The following is a 19508-nucleotide window of genomic DNA, read 5'->3' on the forward strand; positions in this document are numbered from 1 at the left end:
TGGCCGGGTCGGAGCCCGGCCATGACGATAAGGGTTATAGCGAATACGCCGCGCCTTTCGTGGGCATGTCGATTTTTGTGCCGTGCAGGGCTTGCGCGAAAGACTGCATGCTCGCCTCTTCGCCATGGACGAGGAAGGTGCGGGCGGCGCCGGTGTGCGCGTGCCACGCCAGAAGATCGCCGCGCCCGGCATGAGCGGAGAAACCGTTGATGGTGTGCACCGAGGCTTTCACCGGAATGCGCTCGCCGAAAATGCCGATTTCCTTGGCGCCATCGATGATGCGCCGCGCGGGCGTGCCGCCAGCCGCATAGCCGACAAACACCACCGCCGATTCCGGGCGCGCGAGATTGGTGAAAAGGTGGTGACGCACGCGCCCGCCGGTCGCCATGCCCGAACCCGCCATGATGATGGCACCGCTTTTCACCTCATTGATCGCTTGGGAGTGCTTGCGCTCGCGGGTGAAGGAGAGGCCTTCGAAATGGAAGGGATCGTGCCCCTTGCGGATCGCCTTGGCGATATCGGGCTGCAAGAGGGCGAGGTTGCGCTCCATGATCTCGGTGACGGAAATCGCCATGGGGGAATCGAGATAGACGCGTGTGTGGCGCGGCAGAAGATTTTGTTCGAGGCCCTTGGCGATGACAAAGAGCAGTTCCTGCGCACGCTCCAGCGCGAAGGTCGGCACCACCACATTGCCGCCGCGCTGAAAGGCCGAGGCCACGGCCGCGTAGAACTCACCAATGGAAGGATCGAGGGATCTGTGATCGCGGTCGCCATAGGTGGTTTCCATCACCACCGCATCGGCGCGCGGCGGCTGAGACGGCCCCGCCAGCAAGAGATTTTCCCGCTTGCCAAGATCGCCGGAGAAGAGAACCGACGCCCCGCCCTTCTGCTGCAACAAAATACTGGCGGAGCCGAGGATATGACCGGCATCGCTGAAGGTTGCGGTGAGGCCAGGTGCAAGCTCGACATGCTGACCATAGCGCGCGGGCCGCGAGAAGAGCGAGGTCGCGTTCAAGGCATCGAGGATGGTATAAAGCGGCGGCCGGGCCTCGTGATGACGACGCTTTTTGGCGGCGAAACGCGCATCTTCCTCCTGCAGATGGGCGCTATCGACCATCACTAACCGGGCGAGTTCTGCCGTCGCGGCGGTGGAGATGATCTCGCCCGAAAAGCCGCGCTTCACCAGCAGCGGCAAGCGCCCGCAATGATCGAGATGCGCATGGGTGAGCAGCACCATGTCGATCTCGCGCGGATCAAAGCCGAAATCTGCCGTATTCTCTTCATCGAGTTCGCGCGAGCCCTGGAACAGGCCGCAATCGATCAGGATGCGTTTGCCGGAGGCTTCCACCATATGGCAGGAGCCCGTGACATCACGGTTTGCTCCATGAAAAGACAGCTTCATCCGCCCCTCCCATGTCAGTAGGCGCTTAAGGGTTTGCCGCTCTTATCGTACCAATGCAGGATGCCGTTCCAGATCTCTTCCGCCGTTTCAGCATACCAGAAGAGGTTCTTGTCTTCCGGCGCGATGACGCCTTCGGCGGCGAGGAAATCAATATTCACCGCGGCTTTCCAATAGGCCTCGCCCACCAGCACGATCGGGATCGGCTTGATCTTGCGAGTTTGCACCAAGGTCAGCGCTTCGAAAAGCTCATCGAAAGTGCCGAAGCCACCAGGGCATGCCACCAGCGCGCGGGCACGCTTCATGAAATGCAGCTTGCGCATGGCGAAGTAGTGAAAATTGAAGCAGAGGCCGGGCGTGATGTAAGGGTTGGGATATTGCTCATGCGGCAGCGAGATGTTGAGACCGACTGAATTTTCGCCTGCATCGAAAGCGCCGCGATTGGCCGCCTCCATGATGCCGGGGCCGCCGCCGGTGACGACCGTGCAGTGCGGGCCTTCGGGCTTTTTGTTGGTCTCGCTGACCAAGCGTCCGAACTCGCGCGCCACATCGTAATAGCGCGAGTTTTCCAGAATGCGTTCGGCCACAGAAAGGCGGCGCTTGAGGTCTTCGTCGCCAGGTTCGTCTTCGAGAGCGGCCTTCAGAGTGGTCACGGTGCGGCGGGCTGCGGAAGGTTCACAGAGCCGTGTAGAGCCGAACACCACGATGGAATTATTGATGCCCGCATCGGTGAGGCACAATTCCGGTTTCAGATAATCGAGCTGCAAACGCAGGCCCCGCAAAGGCGCCGAGGCAATGAAATCCAGATCCAGATCGGCACGCCGGGCCGAAGCGCTGTTGAGGATCGCCTTGATGCGCTGCGGCGCCAAAGGGTCCTCCGCAGGGGGCTTAGGATGCTGCGAGGGCAGCGGCTCCTCACGCTCAGTCGGATGGGCGACAGGGGGAACTTTCTTATCGGGATGTCGGGACATGCGGGAAACCGTAATGGAGGGTGAGAAGCTATAGCACGCAGGATCGCGGCGCGGGCGGAGCATTTCTGAACGCGGTCGTCTTAAAGTTTGGCAAGGGGCACGCAAATCCCGGAGCTTAAGAGGCAACGCGATACCTTTATGTTGGCGCTGCCCGGTCGCAATACAAGAGACAATCGCGCGCAGGCCGCGCAACAGCTGAGCGATTCCCGCGTTGTGCCCCGGTATCTGAATGGAGGCGCGATATGGACAGGCAGATGGGAACCCTGGTTTCGGCGGTGCTGGTGGACCCGCGCGAGAAATATCCCAAGCCGCCCTATAAGCGCCAGACACAGGAATGGCCTGGGCTCGCCTCCAAGATGGAGCCGAAGCCGGATCACGGCGAAACAAGTTACAAAGGTTCGGGACGCTTGATCGGGCGCAAGGCACTGATCACCGGCGGCGATAGCGGCATCGGTCGCGCCGCCATCGCCTATGCCCGCGAAGGCGCTGATGTGGCGATCAATTATTACCCCAGCGAAGAAGACGACGCGCGCGAGGTGATCGGGCTGATCCAAAATGAAGGACGCAAGGCCGCCGGCATACCCGGCGATCTGCGCGACGAGGCATTTTGCAAAGCGCTGGTGAATCAGGCCGTGTCGGTGCTGGGCGGGCTTGATATCATTATCTCCAATGCCGGGCGGCAGCAGACCGCGGCCTCGCTGGAAGAGGTTTCGACCGAAGAATTCGACGCCACCATGAAGACGAATATCTACGCGCCCTTCTGGATCATCAAAGCGGCGCTGCCCCATTTGCAGCCAGGATCGGTAATTATCGCCACCACCTCCGAACAGGCCTATGATCCGTCCCCGGATCTTTATGCCTATGCCCAGACCAAGGCGGCGACGATGAATTTCGTCAAATCGCTGGGCAAGATGTTGGGCGAGAAAGGCATCCGCGTGAATGGCGTGGCGCCAGGGCCGGTGTGGACACCACTTCAAATCTCCGGCGGCTCGCCGATGGAGCGAGTGGAGAATTTCGGCAGCAAGACCCCGCTTGGCCGCGCAGGCCAGCCAGCCGAACTCGCCTCCATCTATGTGCAGTTGGCCGCCGAAGATGCCAGCTATGCCAACGGACAGATCTACGGCTCGTCCGGCGGCGCCGGGCAGCCTTAACTATTTCAGCTCCGGGATATCGATGCTGGCGATGATGTCACGCAGGGTGGCGGCGGATTTGTGCAAGGCGGCGGCTTCTTCTTCGGGCAGGTCGACTTGTAGCACCGTGTCCACGCCGCGCCAGCTCATCAGCGAGGGCACCCCAAGCGCAACGCCATGCTCGCCATATTCGCCATCGAGCACGGCGGAGACGGTGAGCACGCTGTGGTGGTTGCGCAGAATCGAGGTGGAAATATCGGCGAGCGCGAGCGCCACTGCGAACCATGTGGCGCCCTTATAGCCGATGACGTGATAGGCGGAATTGCGCACCTCAGCGACGATCTCATCGCGCCCCAGGCGGGGCTCGGGGCATTTCTCGCACGTCTCGCAGTAATGATCGATCGGCATGCCCGCCATATTGGTGATGGACCAGGCCGCGAACTCGCTATCGCCATGCTCGCCCATGATATGGGCGTGGACGTTGTGCACGTCGACATTGCAGCGCTGGGCCAAGAGATGCCGAAAGCGCGCACTATCGAGCACGGTGCCCGAACCAATCACCCGCCCACGCGGCCAGCCTGAAACCTTGTGCGCGACATAGGTGAGAATATCAACCGGGTTGGACACGATCAGCACCACGGCTTCGGATTTCGCGGCCACGATCTCATCCATGCAGGATTTGATGATGATGGCGTTGCGCTGGACAAGGCTGAGACGGGTTTCGCCCGGCTGCTGCTTGGCACCCGCGGTGATCACGATGAGGGCCGCATCGGTGTAATCGGCCGGGCCGCCCTCGCGGATCTGGATCGACGGAAAGAAGGCCTGGCCATGCATCATATCTAGCGCTTGGCCCTTGGCGAAATCGCGATTGGCATCGATCAACACGATCTCATCGGCGAGCCCCCGCAGCGCCAGGGTAAAGGCATAGGTCGAGCCGACATTGCCGGCCCCGACGATAACCACCTTGCGCGGCTTCCAATGATGCTGGTTCACGGGCTTTCTCCAATGCTCTGACCCTATGAAGATGGGTACTCGGCCAGATGGCCGCAATGGGAAAGACTAGCGCACACAGGCCGTGGTGTCTTTTTACGAACTGGGGACAGTGACAGGCGCCTAGATCGCGAAAAGACGGCAGCCCGCTATTGCGTCACAGGCAGTTCGTAGACCACCGCGTTCCAGAAGCGGACGCGGTGGCTGCCTTTTTTGGTGAAGCCGCGGCGCGCGAGTTCCCGCCCAATAATAGCATTGAAATAACCATGGGCGACGAGGACGGCGGTGCCATCTTCCTTGGCCTTGGCCGTGAGCAGATCGGCGGCCTTTTTGGCGCGCGATTTTGAGCGGCGGTAATTCTCGATTTCGGGGTGGTAGCCCGCATGCCAGAGGATGCGGCTCATCACCGCCCAGGCCGGGACGCCAAGCTTGATCAGCGGCAGAGGCGGGCTCGCCAGCGGGGCTTCCTCGAACAGCGTGTCGGACAACAGCTCGGCATGGGGCGCGATCGCCTTGGCGCTCTCCTGCGAACGCGGGCGGTGCGAGGTGTAAACGGCACCGATGCCCTTGGCGAGATCCTGCAGCTCTTCCGGCGGGGCGCTTTGCGGATCCAGCCCGGCCGCCTCATAGGCATCGATATAGCGCGCGAAACCGCGATGGCCGGTTCTGTGATCGGTCGAGATCGCAGGCTTGCCATGGCGCACCAAGACAATGCGGAGCAGCTTCACCTCTGTATCCGCGAGAAGCTGGCGGTGGCGGCGCACCCGGCGGACAAGGCGCATGCGGGCCCGCGCAAAAACGGAAGGTTTAGCGCTAATGGGGGCTCCTTGCGGCGTCATCGGCACAAATCATCGCAAATGTCAGGGTGCCTTTGCATCGCACGGCCAGCAAGACTTTCGTGGATGCCGTGATGAACGAGCGCCATCACAAAGGCAAGACCGTAAGTGCTGCTGCGGCCCCACCACGCCGCAAACTTCATCGCGCCGTCAAAATCTCCCAGAAAAGCTGAACCAGGAGGAGAATCCCGCCCCATTCCGGCACAAACATTCCCGTATTTGGGGTGTGTTCAGGTCCCTTTGGCAGGGGGAGCTTGCCGCGAAATTGGGCGCCGATTGCTCACATTCTCGTCACACCCCTGTGGCGTAAGGACAACGACCTGCCAAATCCATCCGCAGGGCTGGTTTTTGGGCAGTTTTCTTACGCCTTTTATATTGCCAGGGGTAGGTCCGTTTCCGTCATGTAGGCATCACGCACGTGGCAAGCGTGCGCGTGAGAACAATTTCGAGGGCGATGACATGAAATCTTTTGGCCTGAAAGCTTCCTTTGCCGCTATGGCCTTGGCCGCTGCTGCGACGCCGGCACTGGCTGCCGATGCGGTCGATTACGGCAAACTCTCGGCCTATGTCGCGGTGGAAAGCGATTATCGCTATCGCGGCATCAGCCAGAACAGCAAGGAAGTCACCCCGGAAGCTTCGGTCAACTGGACCGGCCCCTATGGCTTCTATGCTGGCACTTGGCTGGCCAAAACAAATTGGGGCGGCAACAACCCTTCTTATGAATTGGACCTCTTCGGCGGCAAGCATTTCGATCTCGGCGGCACGGATCTGAACGTCGAGGCCTATTACTATTCCTATCCCGACTACAATGCCGGCACCGGCCCCAAAGCCTCCTATTTCGAAATGCAGGGCTATCTCTCGCACACCTTCGATAAGCTGACGCTGACGGCCACCGGCGCCTATTCGCCGACCTGGAGCCTTAATGGCGGCACCGGCTGGTATGGCGCGGGCACGGCGGCTTATGCGCTTACCGATTGGCTCTCGATCAGCGGCACGGTCGGCCATCAGTGGGTGGAAAAGGCCCCGACCGACTATACCCATTACGATTTCGGCGCGACCTTCACCTATAAGTCCTGGACGCTCGACGTGCGCTATGTCGGCAACGACATCAAGTCTGCCGACTGCACAGCCTTCTGGATGGCCACGAAGAATGCCTGCGATGACACGGTCAAGGCGAACCTGACCTACAACATCTCCGACCTGTTCGGCTGATAGTCTTACCTCTGCGAATACGAAAAGCCCCGGTGGGTTCTCCCTCCGGGGCTTTTTGCTGTCTACTCGTAGTGTTTAAGGCGTGGCCAGATTTTCTGCAGATCATGCTTGAAGCCGCGCTCGATCCAGATCGGCTGGTTGGTTTCATAGGGCATCGCGTAAGGATCATCGAGAAAGCCCGCCTGTTCGACGGAGGCAAAATCGCGCAAATGCTCTTCGCGCGTGCCGCCAATCTCGATCACCACCGGCGCACTATCGGGGCCCGGACCCCAGAGCCAGTAATTGTTGTGCCCGCTGCGGGCGGGCGGAAGGCCTTTCGCCAAAACATCCACGGCGGCAGCTTCACCATAATTATCGCCATAGAAAATCGCATGTTTGCGCTCTTCGGGCGTGAGCCTTGCGAAGGCCGCCGAGATTTTCGCCGCCATTTCAGGCCAGCCATGCATATCAGCGAAATGCTGCGGCAGACGGGAGAGTTTCAGATTCTCGCCCGCTGTCGCCTTGGGCGAAATACCGAGCGCATCAGCATAAGCGATGTAGCTTTCCTCGGGCAGGACGGGCATGGCGAGCGGCGCCAGAAGAATACCGGAAAGTGCCACCAGCCCCGCCACCAGCCCGCGCGCCCAAACTGGTTTCAGCAGCTCTTCCCAGAACAGCGCCCCGCCCGCGAAGAGGATGGGATAGATGGGCATCATGTAGCCAGCCTTGCCATGCTGGGTGATGAAGAACACGGCCAGCACTAGATAAGCCACGGGAAAAGCGCGCCAAGACTCATGCCTTGCCATGCGCCACAGACCCGCGATCCAAACCAGCGCGAGCAGCGGGCCGATAATAAGAAGCTGCTGGCCAAAAAAGGCGGCAGACGAGAGAACGCGGTTTTTGCCATGCACGCCTGCGGAGCCAAGCTCCAGGAATGGCCAATGATGGTTTGCCTGCCAGAGGATGTTCGGCAGCACAAGCAACAAAGCCAGCGCGGCCGCGAGATAGATATAGGGCTTGGCGAAAGACTTGCGCAGCGGCGTCAGGAGAAGGCCGGGTATCAGGCCGACGATGAAAAAGATAATGGCGTACTTGCTCCAAAGGCTGAACGCGGCGATCAGCGCGATCGCGAGCCACCAGCGCTGGTCCTTCGTCTGATCCAGGCGCACGAGCGCATAACCGAGGCCAAGCCAGGTGATGGGCTGGAATAGATCGGTGGTGAGGAAGACGCCTTGTGCCAGCAAAGACGGACAGCAAAGCGCACAAAGCCCGGCAAGCGACTGGGCAAATCTTCCGCCGCCAAGAACACGGGCAAAATCGGCAGTGAGCGCCACCGTAGCGGCGAGCACCAGCGCAGGTAAAAAGCGAAAACCCGTCAGCCAATCGCCAGAAAACGCATAGGACCAAGCCGCGATCAGCGGCACCAGCGGGGGCTGATCGACATAGCCCCAATCTAGCCGCCGACCACAGACGATGAAATAAAGCTCGTCACGGAAAATGCCATAGCCGCCATTGACGAGAAGATGGATGGCGAAAGTGACAAGCGCCAGGACAAACCAAGGTGCTGTCAGGCTTTGTTTGCGCAAGATCATGACCGGCCCCCGATGGTGATGTTGCGCAGTTAACAGCTAAACTGCGCGCTGGGCCAGAAGCACGCCCTAAACGGCCCGGGTGATCCAATCCCTCAGGGCGGCTTCGGTATTGCGGGCGATGTCTGTCAGCGCGGCGGACAGGGTTTGTGCGGCCGCGCCATCCCCGGCTTTCGCCGCTTTTTCCAAACGGCGGGCGGCGGCACTCATTTCGCGCGCGCCAAAAGTGCCTGCCATGCTGATCAGCGCATGGGCGCAGCGCGAGACGGTTTCAAGATCACCAGCCCCCATCGCGGTATCGATCTGGGCCAAGCGCTCCGCGGCATCGGACAGAAACACGCTGACGAACTCTACCGTCTTTTCAAGTTCGACGGCCTCATTGAGGTCTTCTAGATTGGCTTCATCGAGCAAGGGCTCGCCGTCTTGGGCCGAAACCTCTTCCGGCAGCAGCGCGCCATAACCTTCAAGCTTCTTGAGCAGCGCCTTGGGCTGAATGGGCTTGGCGATGTAGTCATCCATGCCGGCGGCAAGATATTCCTCGCGCGCCCCTTCCATGGCGTTGGCGGTCATGGCGATCACCGGCACCTCGGACAAGGGCGGCGGCAAGGCGCGGATCTGGCGCACCGCTTCAATGCCATCGAGTTCAGGCATCTGCACATCCATCAGCACCGCGTCGTAGTGATTGCGGCGTACGGCCTCCACCGCTTTCCTTCCGTTCTCGACGATATCAACCCGATGCCCGGCGCGGGCGAGAATAGCCTGGGCGACGTCCTGATTGACGCGATTATCCTCGGCGAGAAGGATGTAGAGCCCTTCCTCACGCGGGTCATGCGATGGCGCCCGGCGGGCCGCAGGAGATTTGGGAGCGGGGGCGGCGGGAGCCAAGAGCGCCCGCAAGACACGACCGAGTTCCTCGCCCGAAAACGGCTTTTCCAAAACCGCATCGAGCGCCTCTGGCATCTCTACCGTATCGCGGCCAGACGCGGTGAGAAGAATGATCCGCGCCTCTGTGCCTGCGGCACGCATGCGCGCCGCCAAACGATCGCCCGTCAAATCCGGCATGCGATGATCGAGCAGCGCAAAGGCGAAACCCCGCCCCGCTTTGCGCGCCACCTCAATCGCCGACAAGGCGGCGAGCGCATCCGGCGCGGTGGTGACGGAAAGACCAAAAGCCTGGAGCTGGCGTGCCAGACAGGCGGCCATCAAAGGCACCTCATCGACCACCAGCGCAGAAAGCCCTTCGGGAAGCGACGCCGCGGCAGGCGCCGGAGCGCAGCGCTGCAGCGGCAGCTCGAACCAGAACACCGAGCCTTCGCCTGGCGCGCTCTTCACCCCGAGTGCGCCTCCCATCAACTCCACAAGCTGTTTGCAGATGGCAAGGCCAAGCCCCGTGCCGCCGTAACGGCGGGTAACGGAGCTGTCGATCTGGCTGAACTTCTGGAACAGGCGCTGGCGGCGATCCTCGGCGATGCCGATGCCGGTGTCGATCACCGAAAAGCGCAAGCCCATCTGACAAGGCGTGATGTCGAGCACCACCGCCCCCTTCTCTGTGAACTTCACCGCATTGCCGATGAGGTTGAGCAGAATCTGGCGCAGCCTTGTGGGATCGCCCTCGAACAGGCCTTCGGCGTCCGGCATCAGGAAGACACCCATATCGATGCCTTTCTGCCGCGCCTTGGGCAGGAGCAACTGCGCCGCCTTGCCCGCAACATCACTGAGATTGAAGACGATGTTCTCGAGCTCGAAGCGGCCGGATTCGAGTTTAGAGATATCGAGAATGTCGTTGACGATGGCGATCAGCGCATCGCCGGATTCACACATGGTTTCGGCATAGCGCCGCTGCTCGTCATCAAGCTTGGTTTCCAGCAGCAGGCCCGCCATGCCGACAATCCCGTTCATCGGCGTGCGAATTTCGTGACTCATATTGGCGAGGAACTCGCTCTTGGTGCGGTTGGCCGCCTCGGCGGCATCACGCGCGGCGGCGAGTTCCTGCGCTTGTTGGGCAAGCTCGCGCGCCTGATTGGCAAGGCGGAGCTCGGAGGCGCGCAAGCGCTGCTCTGCCTCGTGGCGGCGCGTTTCATGCAAGATCAGGGTGCCCAGGATGGTGATGCCAAGAATATGCGCAATGAGCGTGGGTGCGAGCGAGCTCAAGGCTGGCGCGGGGCCTTGAAAATGATACTGCACCGAAAGCTCGAGCGCGGCGGAGAGCATGCCCAGGATCGGCAAATGCCAATAGGCGGTATCGTCGCGCTTTGAGACGCGGTTCAGCACCAGCCGCAGGATCGTGCCAGCGGCAGCGGCAGCAAAAAGGCCAGAAACCGCGAAACCATCGAGACCGGCGCCTTGAAAGAGGGGCATAAGCTCGACCAGCATGGCAATCGCGGTAGCCAGCAGCGCCGCAAAGGGGCCCGCCAGAAGACCGGCGAGCGCGATCAAAATCGTCTGGCTGCCGGTGGGCGCTCCGCCCGAAAGATGGATCGGCAAGACCAGCGCGATCGCAGTAGCGATGCCGAAAAGAATGCCGGTGGCCGCGCCTTGAGGAACAGGCGTGCGGGCGCGCAACATCGCCATTACGATATTGAGCGGACCATAAGCGATCACCGCCGCGGCGAAGATAGCAAGGTTGAGGAGGGCCTCTACCAGCGTGATCTGCCAGAAAAGATCGTCCTCACCCATCATGCTCAGCCTTGCAAAGACAGCGTGAGGAAGAACTGCCGCTCGACATTCGGGCCGGAGGTCTGCTGCTGCACATCATCGAACAGGTTCTGGCCTGACAGCGCCAGAGAGATGTGATCGGTCAAACGATAGGCGATCCGTGCATCCAGTGCGGTAAAGGCGCCCACCGGCACCAACACACGCTTGGTTCCGACTCTGCGCATCCCGCCCGACTGCGACTGGAAATTCATGTAGAGATCGGTACTGATCCGCTCGAAATCCCATCCCAAACCGGCCTTCAGGACATGCTGTGGCGTGGTGTTCTGATAGCTGACGACATCGGTGCGGCCGAGCGTACGCACATATCTGTCTTTGATGGTTTCGAAGCGATAGCTGACTTGCCAGCGCCAGGCTTCATTGAGCCTCCCATTCAATTCCATCTCCAAGCCATCGGCATGGGAGGAGCCTATATTGGCTGGTGCCGTGCCTGTGCCGGGCGCATCGAAAGTGCCGCTGCCGATCGACAGCACATCATACGTATCCTGATGGAAGATCGCCGTCTGAAGCCGCGCATCCAGCATCTCGAAACGGTGGTTCCACAAAATCTCAAAATTATTGACGGTAGATGGCACCAAACCCAAGGGCGGCTTGCCGACCCCGCCAGGCCCCTTACCTACCGCCGCATCCCAGACCTGCACGAGATTGGGAAGCTGCACGCCGCGCGCCGCCAGAAACCGCACGGTATCAGCATTGTCCACGTTCCATACCAGGCCGGTATTGAAATTCCATTCGTTGACATGCAGCGAGGGGCCCACCCGGCTCGGCGCCGTTTTGGCGAGAACGTTATCATAGGCAATGCTGTCGAAGCGCAGCGCAACTGTGGACGAAAGATTCGAGAGAATCTGCCAATTCCACATCGCCGACGCCGAGCCCGCATCGAACGCAATCCAGCCTTCGCCGCGATCACGAGTGCGGATCTCGTTATGGCGATATTCACCAGCGAGACGAATGGTGTGATCGGCGGCCAGCGAGAATAGATCCTCGATCTGGAAAACCGAGACGGTGTTGGAGAGCTTCGGCGAAATATTCACCGGCCCCACAGCCCGCGACCAGTCGAACCAATTGGTATAAGCGGTAGCCTTGAAAAGACCGAGCGATGTGTCAGCGCTGATCCGCCCCAGAAGCGATGCGGTGGAATATTGACTGGTCTGAAGACTGTACCCGCCCGAGACCTCCGTCTGCTTGGCATCGCTATGGCTGGCGTTGATTTCGAGTTCGATATCCCGCGGCAGCGCGAATACCGCATCGCCGTTGAAGGCGGTGCGCTCGTTACTTCGATTGGGCGAGCCATCCACCGGCAAAGGGTTGGCCGTGCCAAAAGGCTTGTCGCTGCGATGGCCCGCGGAAAGGCGCAGATAGCTCTGATCACCAATCGCAAAGCTTGTGGCAATAGAGCCTTCCCGCAGGCTTTGGCTGCCATAGCGGCCGACGAGTGAATAGTATTTTCCGTAGCGCGGATTTTTGGTGATGATGTTGATTACCCCCGAGACGGCATTGAAACCGAAAAGTGCCGCATTAGGGCCTTTGACGATCTCGATCTGGGAAATCGTGCTGAGTTCGACGGGCAGCGCGCTCCACGGCGTGAAGCCGAAAGAATCGGCATAGACCTGCCGCCCATCGACCAGAACCAGTGTCCGCGCAGAATAGGCCTGATTATACCCGCGACCGGATACGTCGTAATCGTCATTCGCCCATTGCAGCACATCCACCCCGCCGACATGGCGCAGCACCCCCGGAATATCGCGCGCACCCGAGCGGCGAATTTCATCTGCGGTAACGATCACCATATTGGCTGGCACATCGGTGGCACGTTGTGGTGAGCCCGTGGCGCTGGCGGTGCCCGGTTCCCCGAAAAGCTGCGCGATGGCGCCGTAATCCATCGACTGGGCCTGCGCGGCGCCAGCAAGGAGCAAAGTCATCAAAGGCAGCGTCAGCTTTTTCATCATCTGCGCTTCACCATCATCGTAAACACGGTGGAGAACCTCGCTCCCGCGGCCTGCGCCAGCGCAGTATCGAGAACGATGGTCATTGTCGGTCGGGTCTGCACATAGAGTACGCAGGCACTCATCTCGAGACAGGCCGGGTCCGGCGAAATCGAAACCACGCCCTGACGCTTGACGGCGTCTGAGATTACCTTGCCGCTGTCGTAAGGAAGTGGCAGCAGGTATAGCGCGTCGACATGCTGAGACGATTGCGCCGCTTCTTGCACACTTAAGACGCTCACTTGCACGCTGGCGGAGCCCGGCCCGGAAAGCTTGCCCAGCATCGCCGCCACCCGCTGGGCTTGCGACTTCGCTTCAGGATCGTTGGACGAATACACCACGCCCAATTGAATGGCGGAGCGCTTCTCCAGCGCCGTCAAAAATCCGAGCGAGCGCAAGGCGGCCTGCAGATCGGCTTGGCTTACCTCGCCTGAAAAGGCAGACGCCGCCGCGATGGGCTCAACCATGAGCGCGAGCGCCAGTACAGCCGCGCAAACCCGCGCGACCGCTCCCTTCGCCCCTCTGTGCTCATTGACCCGCACGCGTATCGCTTTCGCCCCGGCTTGATCCAGCCGTGCCGCACCCAAAGCAGCCTAGCGGCAAGCTTCCCTGCCCACCCTAAAGCCGCAAGCCCGGATGGGACAGATTTTGACATCTGTGAGTGCTTTATTGACGTGGATCGGGCCAAAGCGCAAAGGCGGGCAAGCAGAAACCCCGACCGCTTTCGCGGCCGAGGGGTTCTGAACCAGTGCTTCTGAAGAAAAATGGTCGGAGAGAGAGGATTCGAACCTCCGGCCCCCACGTCCCGAACGTGGTGCTCTACCAGGCTGAGCTACTCTCCGGCCGATGCCCTTCGGCACGTAGCGCCGCGGCAAGGGGGCGGGTTATAGCGGGGGAGTCTCAGGGCTGCAAGCGCCTGATTTCCTACAAATTCGCGCACCCTGGGGATGTTTTCGCCAAATGCGCAAAAAAGGGGCCGCATGGGAGGCTGCCCCTTCCTTTTCAAGCGCGAAAGCCCCGTTATCGCGGGACTATCGCGGCAAAGCGGCTCAGAACGCCTCGCCCACCATGGCCTCGCTCAAGGCCCAAAGGGCTTTGGCGTGTTCGCCATCGAGGGCATAAGGGCGTACGCCAGAGCGAATGCCGGGCGAGTTCTCGAAATGCGCGACGTGGCAATCCTCGCAATATTTGCCGCCGACGAGATCTGCGGGCGCCTTCACCCCGGCCCAAACCGAGGTCGCGGCGCCTTGCGGGATAGTTTTGAGCACGAAAGGCGGCTCGTCCGGCGCGCGGCTGGCATTCAGCTCCTGAATCAGCGATTCTAGACGGCCCGGCGGCATATGGCGCGACAGCTCGGTCATGATGCCGCCCGGATGCACGGCGGCGGCACGGATGCCCTTATCCTTATGGCGGCGGTCGAACTCCACCGCGAAAAGGGCATTGGCGGTCTTGGAGCGGCCATAAGCGCCGAACTCGGTATATTCGCTGTGCTCGAAATTGGGGTCTTCGAGATTCACATCCGAATAGCGATGCCCCGCCGAAGACAGGTTGATCAGCCGCGATCCCGGATTGAACAAGGCGGCGATGCGGTTGACGAAGACGAAATGGCCCAGATGGTTGGTGCCGAATTGGGTTTCAAAACCATCCTCCGTGAAGCTTTTCGGGCAGGCCATGACGCCCGCATTGGCGATGACGAGATCGAATTTCTCACCGCGGGCGACCAGCGCATCTGCCGCCGCGCGCACGCTTTTCAAGGAGGCAAGGTCCATCTGGACCACCTCATAGCTGCCGTTCTTTTCGGCCCTGATAGGGGCGGCTGCCCGCTCTGCTTTCTCGAGATCGCGCGCCGTGCCGACAACATGAGCGCCATGGGCCTTCAAGGTGCGGGCAGTTTCCACGCCCAACCCGGCCGAGGTGCCGGTGACAAGCACGCGCTTGGCCGTAAGATCGATCCCGGAAAGGACCTCGTCGGTGGTCGATGTGGCGCCGAATTGCTGTTCCATACTCTTCTCCCAAAGTTCCGCCGGTCTCTCCGGCCGCATAGGGAAAATGGGTCGGAACAGGGCAAAACCGGCGCCTGATCGCCTCGAATTCTTGCCTAATCCTCTCACGGGCTTGCACGAGGGGGTGGCGAGGCCAATCTTAGGGGCATGACAGATCGAACCGATGCCCTCGCCCCTTTACGGCAGATTGCCCTGCGGTTCCCAAGCGGCGTGACCTCCGAAACCGCTCTGCCGAGGGTCGGGGTCGTGCGCCATGACGCGCCGACGGAACCCATGAGCGGGGTCTTCCGCCCGATGATGTGCATGGTCCTGCAAGGTGCCAAGGAAGCCAGCATCGGAGGCAAAACCGTCCACTATGACGAGGCCTGTTATTTGGTGGCGACGATGGAGCTGGCTGGCAGGGGCCGGGTGATCCGGGCGAGCCTGGAGCGGCCTTATCTCTGTGTGGCGCTCTCGATAGACCTCGAAGGCTTGGCAAGTTTGTTGCCAGCCGTGCCGGTGAAAGAGGAGGGTCAGCAGCCAGCCTTTGCCGTGAATCCTGTCACCGACGATCTGATTGCGGCCTGGGGACGGCTTTTGGGTCTGCTCGATACGCCAGAGGATATTCCCGTTCTGGCGCCGCTCATCGAGCGCGAAATCCTCTATCGCTTGCTGCAAGGCCCGCAAGGCGCGGTGCTGCGCCAAGCCGCTTTCGCGGGCAGCCATCACGCGCAGGTGCGCCGCGCCATGCTGTGGCTGAAAGAGCATTATGCCGAGCCGATGCGGATCGACGATCTTGCCGAAATGGCAGGGATGAGCCCGGCAAGCTTCCACCGCCATTTCAAGGCCGCCGCCGCGATGAGCCCGCTGCAATATCAAAAGGCGCTGCGCTTGCAGGAGGCGCGGCGGCTTCTGGCCAGCAATGCGGATGCGGCGCGCACCGCTTTCGCAGTGGGCTATGAAAGCCCCTCGCAGTTCAGCCGCGAATACGCCCGCGCCTTCGGCCTTCCCCCGGCGCGCGACGCGCAAAGGCTGAAGGGGGTGCGGATGGAAGACGCGGTGTAGGGCGTAAGCCAGCCGAAGCGAGCTTGTGTTGCTCAGTCCGCCTTCGCCAAGGCTCCGGAGGACAGCCTCCGCTCGCTATCGCTCGCGGCGGCTGGCTGGGGCGCCAGGATTCGAACCTGGGAATGCCGGAATCAAAATCCGGTGCCTTACCACTTGGCGACGCCCCAACGAGGGGGCGGACCATACTGGGTGACCTTGCCGCTTTCAACCGGAGGAATGACGCAAAATGCGCCCAAGTTCACAGCCTTAGCGCGATTTTACACCGGATCAGTGGGGCCAGGCGGGGGCGGCGGCGGCGGGACATCGGGCAAGGGGATAAATTCGCTTCTATCGGAGGGCGGCAGGGGCAGCCGACCCGCCTTCCAATCCGCTTTGGCGGCCTCGATTCGGTCGAGGCTTGAGGAGACGAAATTCCACCAGATATGGCGCTCTCCCACCGGTTCGCCGCCCAGAAGCATCAGCCGCGCGGGGCCCTCCTCCGCGATCAGATCAGCGCCGCCCGGGGTGAGGACCGCGAGATGGCCGGTTTCAAGGCGGGTATCGCCAAGGCGCACCGCGCCCTGAGCGACATAGGCGGCGCGCTCGGAATACCCCGTCGGCAAGGCGAAGCGGGCGCCAGGCCTAAGCTCAAGATGCACATAGAATAAGGGCGAATGGCCCTTCACGCCTGAAAGCCCATAGACCTCGCCCGCGATCACCGTGCCAGACGCCCCGCCCTCTTCAAAGCGCGGCAGATCGGCCGAACCGATATGGGCGAAGGCCGGATCGGTTTCCTCCGCCTCATTCGGCAGAGCCACCCAAGCCTGAATGCCATCGAGGCGGTAGCCATGGGCGCGGGTCTCCGCCCTTGTGCGCTCCGAATGCACGATGCCGTGCCCGGCGGTCATCCAGTTGACCTCACCCGGGACAATGGTCTGCACCGTGCCGAGGCTGTCGTGGTGATGCAGCTCGCCATCGAAGAGATAGGAGATGGTGGAAAGCCCGATATGGGGGTGCGGGCGGACATCGACGCCATCGCCGGGCGAAAAATCCGCCGGCCCCATGTGATCGAGAAACACGAAAGGCCCCACCATCCGCCGCTTCGCAAAAGGCAGGATGCGGCCGACTTTGAGGCCGCCGCCAAGGTCTTTGCTGCGCGCGGGGATGATGAGGTCAATCATACTCAGGCGGTCTCGCTATGGCGGGTGGTTTCGAAAAGGAACCAGGCGCGCCGTTCGGTTTCGTCAATCCAGTTTTCGAGAAGGCTGGTAGATGCCACGTCATTTGCCTCGTCACACAGCTCGTGCGTCTCGCGCATGATATCGGCGAGACGGCGATTGTCATCGGCAAGCTCGGCCAGCATGTCGAGCGGGGTGACGAAATCGGCATCGTTATCATCAAGGCGCTGCATACGCGCGATATGGCCAATGGATTTCAGCGTGGTGCCGCCCACCTTGCGCACGCGCTCCGCGATCGGGTCGGTCATGGCGAAGATCTGGTCCGACTGCTCATCGAGCAGAAGATGGTAATCGCGGAAATGCGCACCCGACATGTGCCAATGAAAATTCTTGGTCTTCAGATAGAGCGTGAAGACATCGGCGAGCAGCGCGTTCAGCGCGGCGGAAACATCTTTGGTGGCATTGGCGCCGAGTGAGGTCGGGGTGGAAAGCGCGGGGCGGGTCTTGTGGTCGGACATCGAAAATCCTTTGCTTGAAAGCGGGGGCAAAAGGATTTCAGCGGGTTTTCGTGACAGCTGCAAAGCATATTCTGCACGACGGTAGGGAACCTAAACGAAGGTATTGGTAGCTTACGCAGCGCGTTTCAAGAAAAACGCGTTTCGAGCCGCGCTAAAATTTCTTCGGTGGTAAAGCCCAAAGCTTCCAGACGCCCGGCGCGCGAGAGCAGTGCGAGGCCAGTCAAGGTAGCGGCGACAAGCAAGACATCGCATTGCGACTCGCGACTGTCGGAGGTTTGCCCCGAAACCTCGGAGAGAACCTTCAGCGCGGCAATGAGACGGCCATTGAACAAGCGCTCCGCCTCGCCCGTGCCTGCGTTGGCAGGAAGCGCAGCCGAGCCCGCCGCGATGGTTTCGGTATTGCGCAAAAGATCGAGCGCGGCAGAGGCGGCGGCGGCGAGTTTGCCGGGGCCTTCGCAATCGGCGGCAGCGCCGCGCATGGCACGGGCCACGCCCGAGAGATCCTCGGCCGCCAGCGCCAAAAGCAATTCGTCTTTTCCGGAGAAATAGGAATAGAGGGCAGCAGGTGCGAAACCCGCTTCGGCAGCAACCCCGCGCAAAGACAGGTCACGGGCCCCATCGCGCGCGGCGACACGGCGGGCTGCTTCCAGAATGGCTGCGCGCGTCGCGCTATATTCGCGGGCACGCCGCTCACTGCGTTTCGACGCCATATCAGGCCGGCTCATCCCGCCATGATAGGTGATTCGAGCCGCCCCGTCCCCCTTACCCTCTGGGACCAATTTTGGCCCCAGGGGGGAGGCGCCAAAGATTATTTCGGCTTGGCGCAACCGGCCAGGCCGTCGCCCATCTTGCAATAGGCGGTGTGCAGATTGGAGTAATCGGTGACAACCTGGGTCTCAGTGTCGACCGTCTTGTCGTAAGCCGTCTGAATCGTGGCGATCTGATCGGTGGCCGCCTTCTTTTCCTTGTCGTCCTTTGCGGCAGCCTGCGCAGCCTTGGCCGCGTTGGTCTGCGTCACCAGGCATTCGCGGTAGGTGCTGAGCGAGCCCTGATAGCCCTTCACGCCCTTGAGGGCGGCGAGCACCAGATTGTGGGCGTCATCGGTTGACTTGCCCGAAAGATCGGCGGCGCCGGTGATCGCCGGGGCGACCGGGGGCGTGCCGCAGGCGTTCTGGGCAAGCGCAGGGCTTGCAACCATCAGAGCGGCGCCAATCAGACAAACGCGTTTAAACATGTTCCTGAAACTCCCCTATCGTCTTGAAGGCGGGCATTTCCAACCGGGTTCCGGCCCAACCGGCGGGGAGATAAGCATAGTTTCTCGGAGGCCACAAAGCGGGAAGCCGCGGCACGTTACCAGAGGGTCCAAAAGTGTAATCCCGGCTCACACCGGCGGAGCGGGGTCATATTGCATGGCTTTTTTCACAATCCGCGCGAAATCAACGCCGCAAATTTCAGCGACCAGCCACAGTGCCATGTCGATTCCGGCCGAAACCCCAGCGGCGGTCACCAGATTCCCGTCCCGCACATAGCGCTCGCCCGACACAACCTCGCGCGCCTCGCCCCGCGCCGACAGCTGCTCCACAAAGGCCCAATGGGTGGTGACCCGTTTACCCTGGGCTGGACCCGCCGCGGTGAGGAGCAATGCCCCGGTGCAGACCGAGGTGACCCATTCGGCCCGCGATGAAATCCTCGTGATGAAGGCGGTGAGCGCCGGATTATCCACCTCGCGCCGCGTGCCCTGGCCGCCGGGGACGAGAAGGACATCCAAATGCTCCACCCCGGCCAAGATCTTATCGGGCAGTACCCGCATCCCTTTGGCACATCGCACGGGCGTATCCTTCTCGGCGATCAGCCGGACTTCGAAGGGCAGCTCCAGGCTTTGGAGCTGGGCCACTTCATTGGCCATGGTGAAGACTTCCCATGGCCCGACGAAATCGAGTTCCTCCACATCATCGAAAATGAGGATGCCGATACTGCGCATGG

Annotated in this window: 17 protein-coding genes and 2 tRNA genes; 3 read left to right on the plus strand and 16 right to left on the minus strand. The window is 61.3% G+C overall.

Going from position 1 to position 19508, the window contains the following annotated elements:
- Positions 1-34: 34 nt before the first annotated feature.
- Together FHS83_RS03185 and FHS83_RS03190 are read right to left on the minus strand one after the other, a co-directional pair.
- Entirely contained in the window at positions 35-1402 is a 1368-nt protein-coding gene (locus tag FHS83_RS03185; protein WP_167080834.1) for an MBL fold metallo-hydrolase RNA specificity domain-containing protein, read from the minus strand.
- A 14-nt stretch (positions 1403-1416) separates the two neighbouring features.
- Entirely contained in the window at positions 1417-2370 is a 954-nt protein-coding gene (locus tag FHS83_RS03190) for an LOG family protein (protein ID WP_167080836.1), read from the minus strand.
- Between the two features lie 242 nt (positions 2371-2612).
- Here FHS83_RS03190 and FHS83_RS03195 point away from each other — a divergent pair, with 242 nt between their 5' ends.
- On the plus strand, positions 2613-3521 hold the full coding sequence (locus FHS83_RS03195) for an SDR family oxidoreductase (protein WP_167080838.1): 909 nt from the start codon (positions 2613-2615) through the stop codon (positions 3519-3521).
- On the opposite strand, the gene FHS83_RS03200 is transcribed toward FHS83_RS03195, so the two are convergent.
- Positions 3522-4493 (minus strand): L-lactate dehydrogenase, encoded by a 972-nt coding sequence (locus FHS83_RS03200; protein ID WP_167080840.1) that lies wholly within the window; start codon positions 4491-4493, stop codon positions 3522-3524.
- Between the two features lie 146 nt (positions 4494-4639).
- The gene (locus FHS83_RS03205; RefSeq protein ID WP_167080842.1) at positions 4640-5272 is read right to left on the minus strand and encodes a histidine phosphatase family protein; all 633 of its coding nucleotides are present in this window, start codon (positions 5270-5272) and stop codon (positions 4640-4642) included.
- A gap of 513 nt (positions 5273-5785) precedes the next feature.
- Between FHS83_RS03205 and FHS83_RS03210 the strand changes: the two genes are divergently transcribed.
- Positions 5786-6538 (plus strand): TorF family putative porin, encoded by a 753-nt coding sequence (locus FHS83_RS03210; RefSeq protein ID WP_167080844.1) that lies wholly within the window; start codon positions 5786-5788, stop codon positions 6536-6538.
- A 62-nt stretch (positions 6539-6600) separates the two neighbouring features.
- On the opposite strand, the gene FHS83_RS03215 is transcribed toward FHS83_RS03210, so the two are convergent.
- The 6 genes from FHS83_RS03215 to FHS83_RS03240 all read right to left on the minus strand — a co-directional run bounded on the left by FHS83_RS03215 (position 6601) and on the right by FHS83_RS03240 (position 14806).
- On the minus strand, positions 6601-8109 hold the full coding sequence (locus FHS83_RS03215) for an ArnT family glycosyltransferase (RefSeq protein ID WP_167080846.1): 1509 nt from the start codon (positions 8107-8109) through the stop codon (positions 6601-6603).
- 66 nt (positions 8110-8175) lie between these two features.
- Complete coding sequence (locus FHS83_RS03220) at positions 8176-10785, minus strand: hybrid sensor histidine kinase/response regulator (RefSeq protein ID WP_167080848.1); 2610 nt, start codon at positions 10783-10785, stop codon at positions 8176-8178.
- Between the two features lie 2 nt (positions 10786-10787).
- On the minus strand, positions 10788-12767 hold the full coding sequence (locus FHS83_RS03225; protein WP_167080850.1) for a TonB-dependent receptor plug domain-containing protein: 1980 nt from the start codon (positions 12765-12767) through the stop codon (positions 10788-10790).
- Positions 12764-13270, minus strand: coding sequence for a hypothetical protein (locus FHS83_RS03230; protein ID WP_167080852.1), 507 nt, complete (start codon positions 13268-13270; stop codon positions 12764-12766). The genes FHS83_RS03225 and FHS83_RS03230 overlap by 4 nt, the downstream gene beginning before the upstream one ends.
- A 298-nt stretch (positions 13271-13568) precedes the next feature.
- Positions 13569-13645 (minus strand) — tRNA-Pro (locus FHS83_RS03235).
- Between the two features lie 207 nt (positions 13646-13852).
- Positions 13853-14806: an SDR family NAD(P)-dependent oxidoreductase gene (locus FHS83_RS03240; protein WP_167080854.1), complete on the minus strand. Its 954-nt coding sequence runs from the start codon at positions 14804-14806 to the stop codon at positions 13853-13855.
- 147 nt (positions 14807-14953) lie between these two features.
- On the opposite strand from FHS83_RS03240, the gene FHS83_RS03245 reads away from it, so the two are divergent.
- Positions 14954-15850 carry an AraC family transcriptional regulator gene (locus tag FHS83_RS03245; RefSeq protein ID WP_167080855.1) on the plus strand — a complete coding sequence of 299 codons (897 nt, stop codon included), beginning with the start codon at positions 14954-14956 and terminating at the stop codon, positions 15848-15850.
- Between the two features lie 92 nt (positions 15851-15942).
- Here FHS83_RS03245 and FHS83_RS03250 read toward each other — a convergent pair.
- The 6 genes from FHS83_RS03250 to FHS83_RS03275 all read right to left on the minus strand — a co-directional run bounded on the left by FHS83_RS03250 (position 15943) and on the right by FHS83_RS03275 (position 19506).
- Positions 15943-16017, minus strand: a tRNA-Gln gene (locus tag FHS83_RS03250).
- 90 nt (positions 16018-16107) lie between these two features.
- Positions 16108-17010: a pirin family protein gene (locus tag FHS83_RS03255; protein WP_167080857.1), complete on the minus strand. Its 903-nt coding sequence runs from the start codon at positions 17008-17010 to the stop codon at positions 16108-16110.
- A 2-nt stretch (positions 17011-17012) separates the two neighbouring features.
- Complete coding sequence (locus FHS83_RS03260; protein WP_167080859.1) at positions 17013-17525, minus strand: Dps family protein; 513 nt, start codon at positions 17523-17525, stop codon at positions 17013-17015.
- 125 nt (positions 17526-17650) lie between these two features.
- Positions 17651-18235: a TetR family transcriptional regulator gene (locus FHS83_RS03265; RefSeq protein WP_167080861.1), complete on the minus strand. Its 585-nt coding sequence runs from the start codon at positions 18233-18235 to the stop codon at positions 17651-17653.
- A gap of 98 nt (positions 18236-18333) precedes the next feature.
- Positions 18334-18759, minus strand: coding sequence for a hypothetical protein (locus tag FHS83_RS03270; protein WP_167080863.1), 426 nt, complete (start codon positions 18757-18759; stop codon positions 18334-18336).
- Positions 18760-18906: 147 nt separating this feature from the next.
- Positions 18907-19506: a DJ-1/PfpI family protein gene (locus FHS83_RS03275; RefSeq protein ID WP_167080865.1), complete on the minus strand. Its 600-nt coding sequence runs from the start codon at positions 19504-19506 to the stop codon at positions 18907-18909.
- Between the last annotated feature and the right edge of the window lie 2 nt (positions 19507-19508).

The organism is Rhizomicrobium palustre, assembly GCF_011761565.1.
Taxonomy (GTDB): Bacteria; Pseudomonadota; Alphaproteobacteria; order Micropepsales; family Micropepsaceae; genus Rhizomicrobium; species Rhizomicrobium palustre.

Coding starts and splice junctions, on each gene's coding strand:
- FHS83_RS03185 (WP_167080834.1), bottom strand. CDS start 1,402: ATGAAGCTGTCTTTTCATGGAGCAAACCGTGATGTCACGGGCTCCTGC.
- FHS83_RS03190 (WP_167080836.1), bottom strand. CDS start 2,370: ATGTCCCGACATCCCGATAAGAAAGTTCCCCCTGTCGCCCATCCGACT.
- FHS83_RS03195 (WP_167080838.1), top strand. CDS start 2,613: ATGGACAGGCAGATGGGAACCCTGGTTTCGGCGGTGCTGGTGGACCCG.
- FHS83_RS03205 (WP_167080842.1), bottom strand. CDS start 5,272: ATGCGCCTTGTCCGCCGGGTGCGCCGCCACCGCCAGCTTCTCGCGGAT.
- FHS83_RS03210 (WP_167080844.1), top strand. CDS start 5,786: ATGAAATCTTTTGGCCTGAAAGCTTCCTTTGCCGCTATGGCCTTGGCC.
- FHS83_RS03215 (WP_167080846.1), bottom strand. CDS start 8,109: ATGATCTTGCGCAAACAAAGCCTGACAGCACCTTGGTTTGTCCTGGCG.
- FHS83_RS03220 (WP_167080848.1), bottom strand. CDS start 10,785: ATGATGGGTGAGGACGATCTTTTCTGGCAGATCACGCTGGTAGAGGCC.
- FHS83_RS03225 (WP_167080850.1), bottom strand. CDS start 12,767: ATGATGAAAAAGCTGACGCTGCCTTTGATGACTTTGCTCCTTGCTGGC.
- FHS83_RS03230 (WP_167080852.1), bottom strand. CDS start 13,270: ATGGTTGAGCCCATCGCGGCGGCGTCTGCCTTTTCAGGCGAGGTAAGC.
- FHS83_RS03240 (WP_167080854.1), bottom strand. CDS start 14,806: ATGGAACAGCAATTCGGCGCCACATCGACCACCGACGAGGTCCTTTCC.
- FHS83_RS03245 (WP_167080855.1), top strand. CDS start 14,954: ATGACAGATCGAACCGATGCCCTCGCCCCTTTACGGCAGATTGCCCTG.
- FHS83_RS03255 (WP_167080857.1), bottom strand. CDS start 17,010: ATGATTGACCTCATCATCCCCGCGCGCAGCAAAGACCTTGGCGGCGGC.
- FHS83_RS03260 (WP_167080859.1), bottom strand. CDS start 17,525: ATGTCCGACCACAAGACCCGCCCCGCGCTTTCCACCCCGACCTCACTC.
- FHS83_RS03265 (WP_167080861.1), bottom strand. CDS start 18,235: ATGGCGTCGAAACGCAGTGAGCGGCGTGCCCGCGAATATAGCGCGACG.
- FHS83_RS03270 (WP_167080863.1), bottom strand. CDS start 18,759: ATGTTTAAACGCGTTTGTCTGATTGGCGCCGCTCTGATGGTTGCAAGC.
- FHS83_RS03275 (WP_167080865.1), bottom strand. CDS start 19,506: ATGCGCAGTATCGGCATCCTCATTTTCGATGATGTGGAGGAACTCGAT.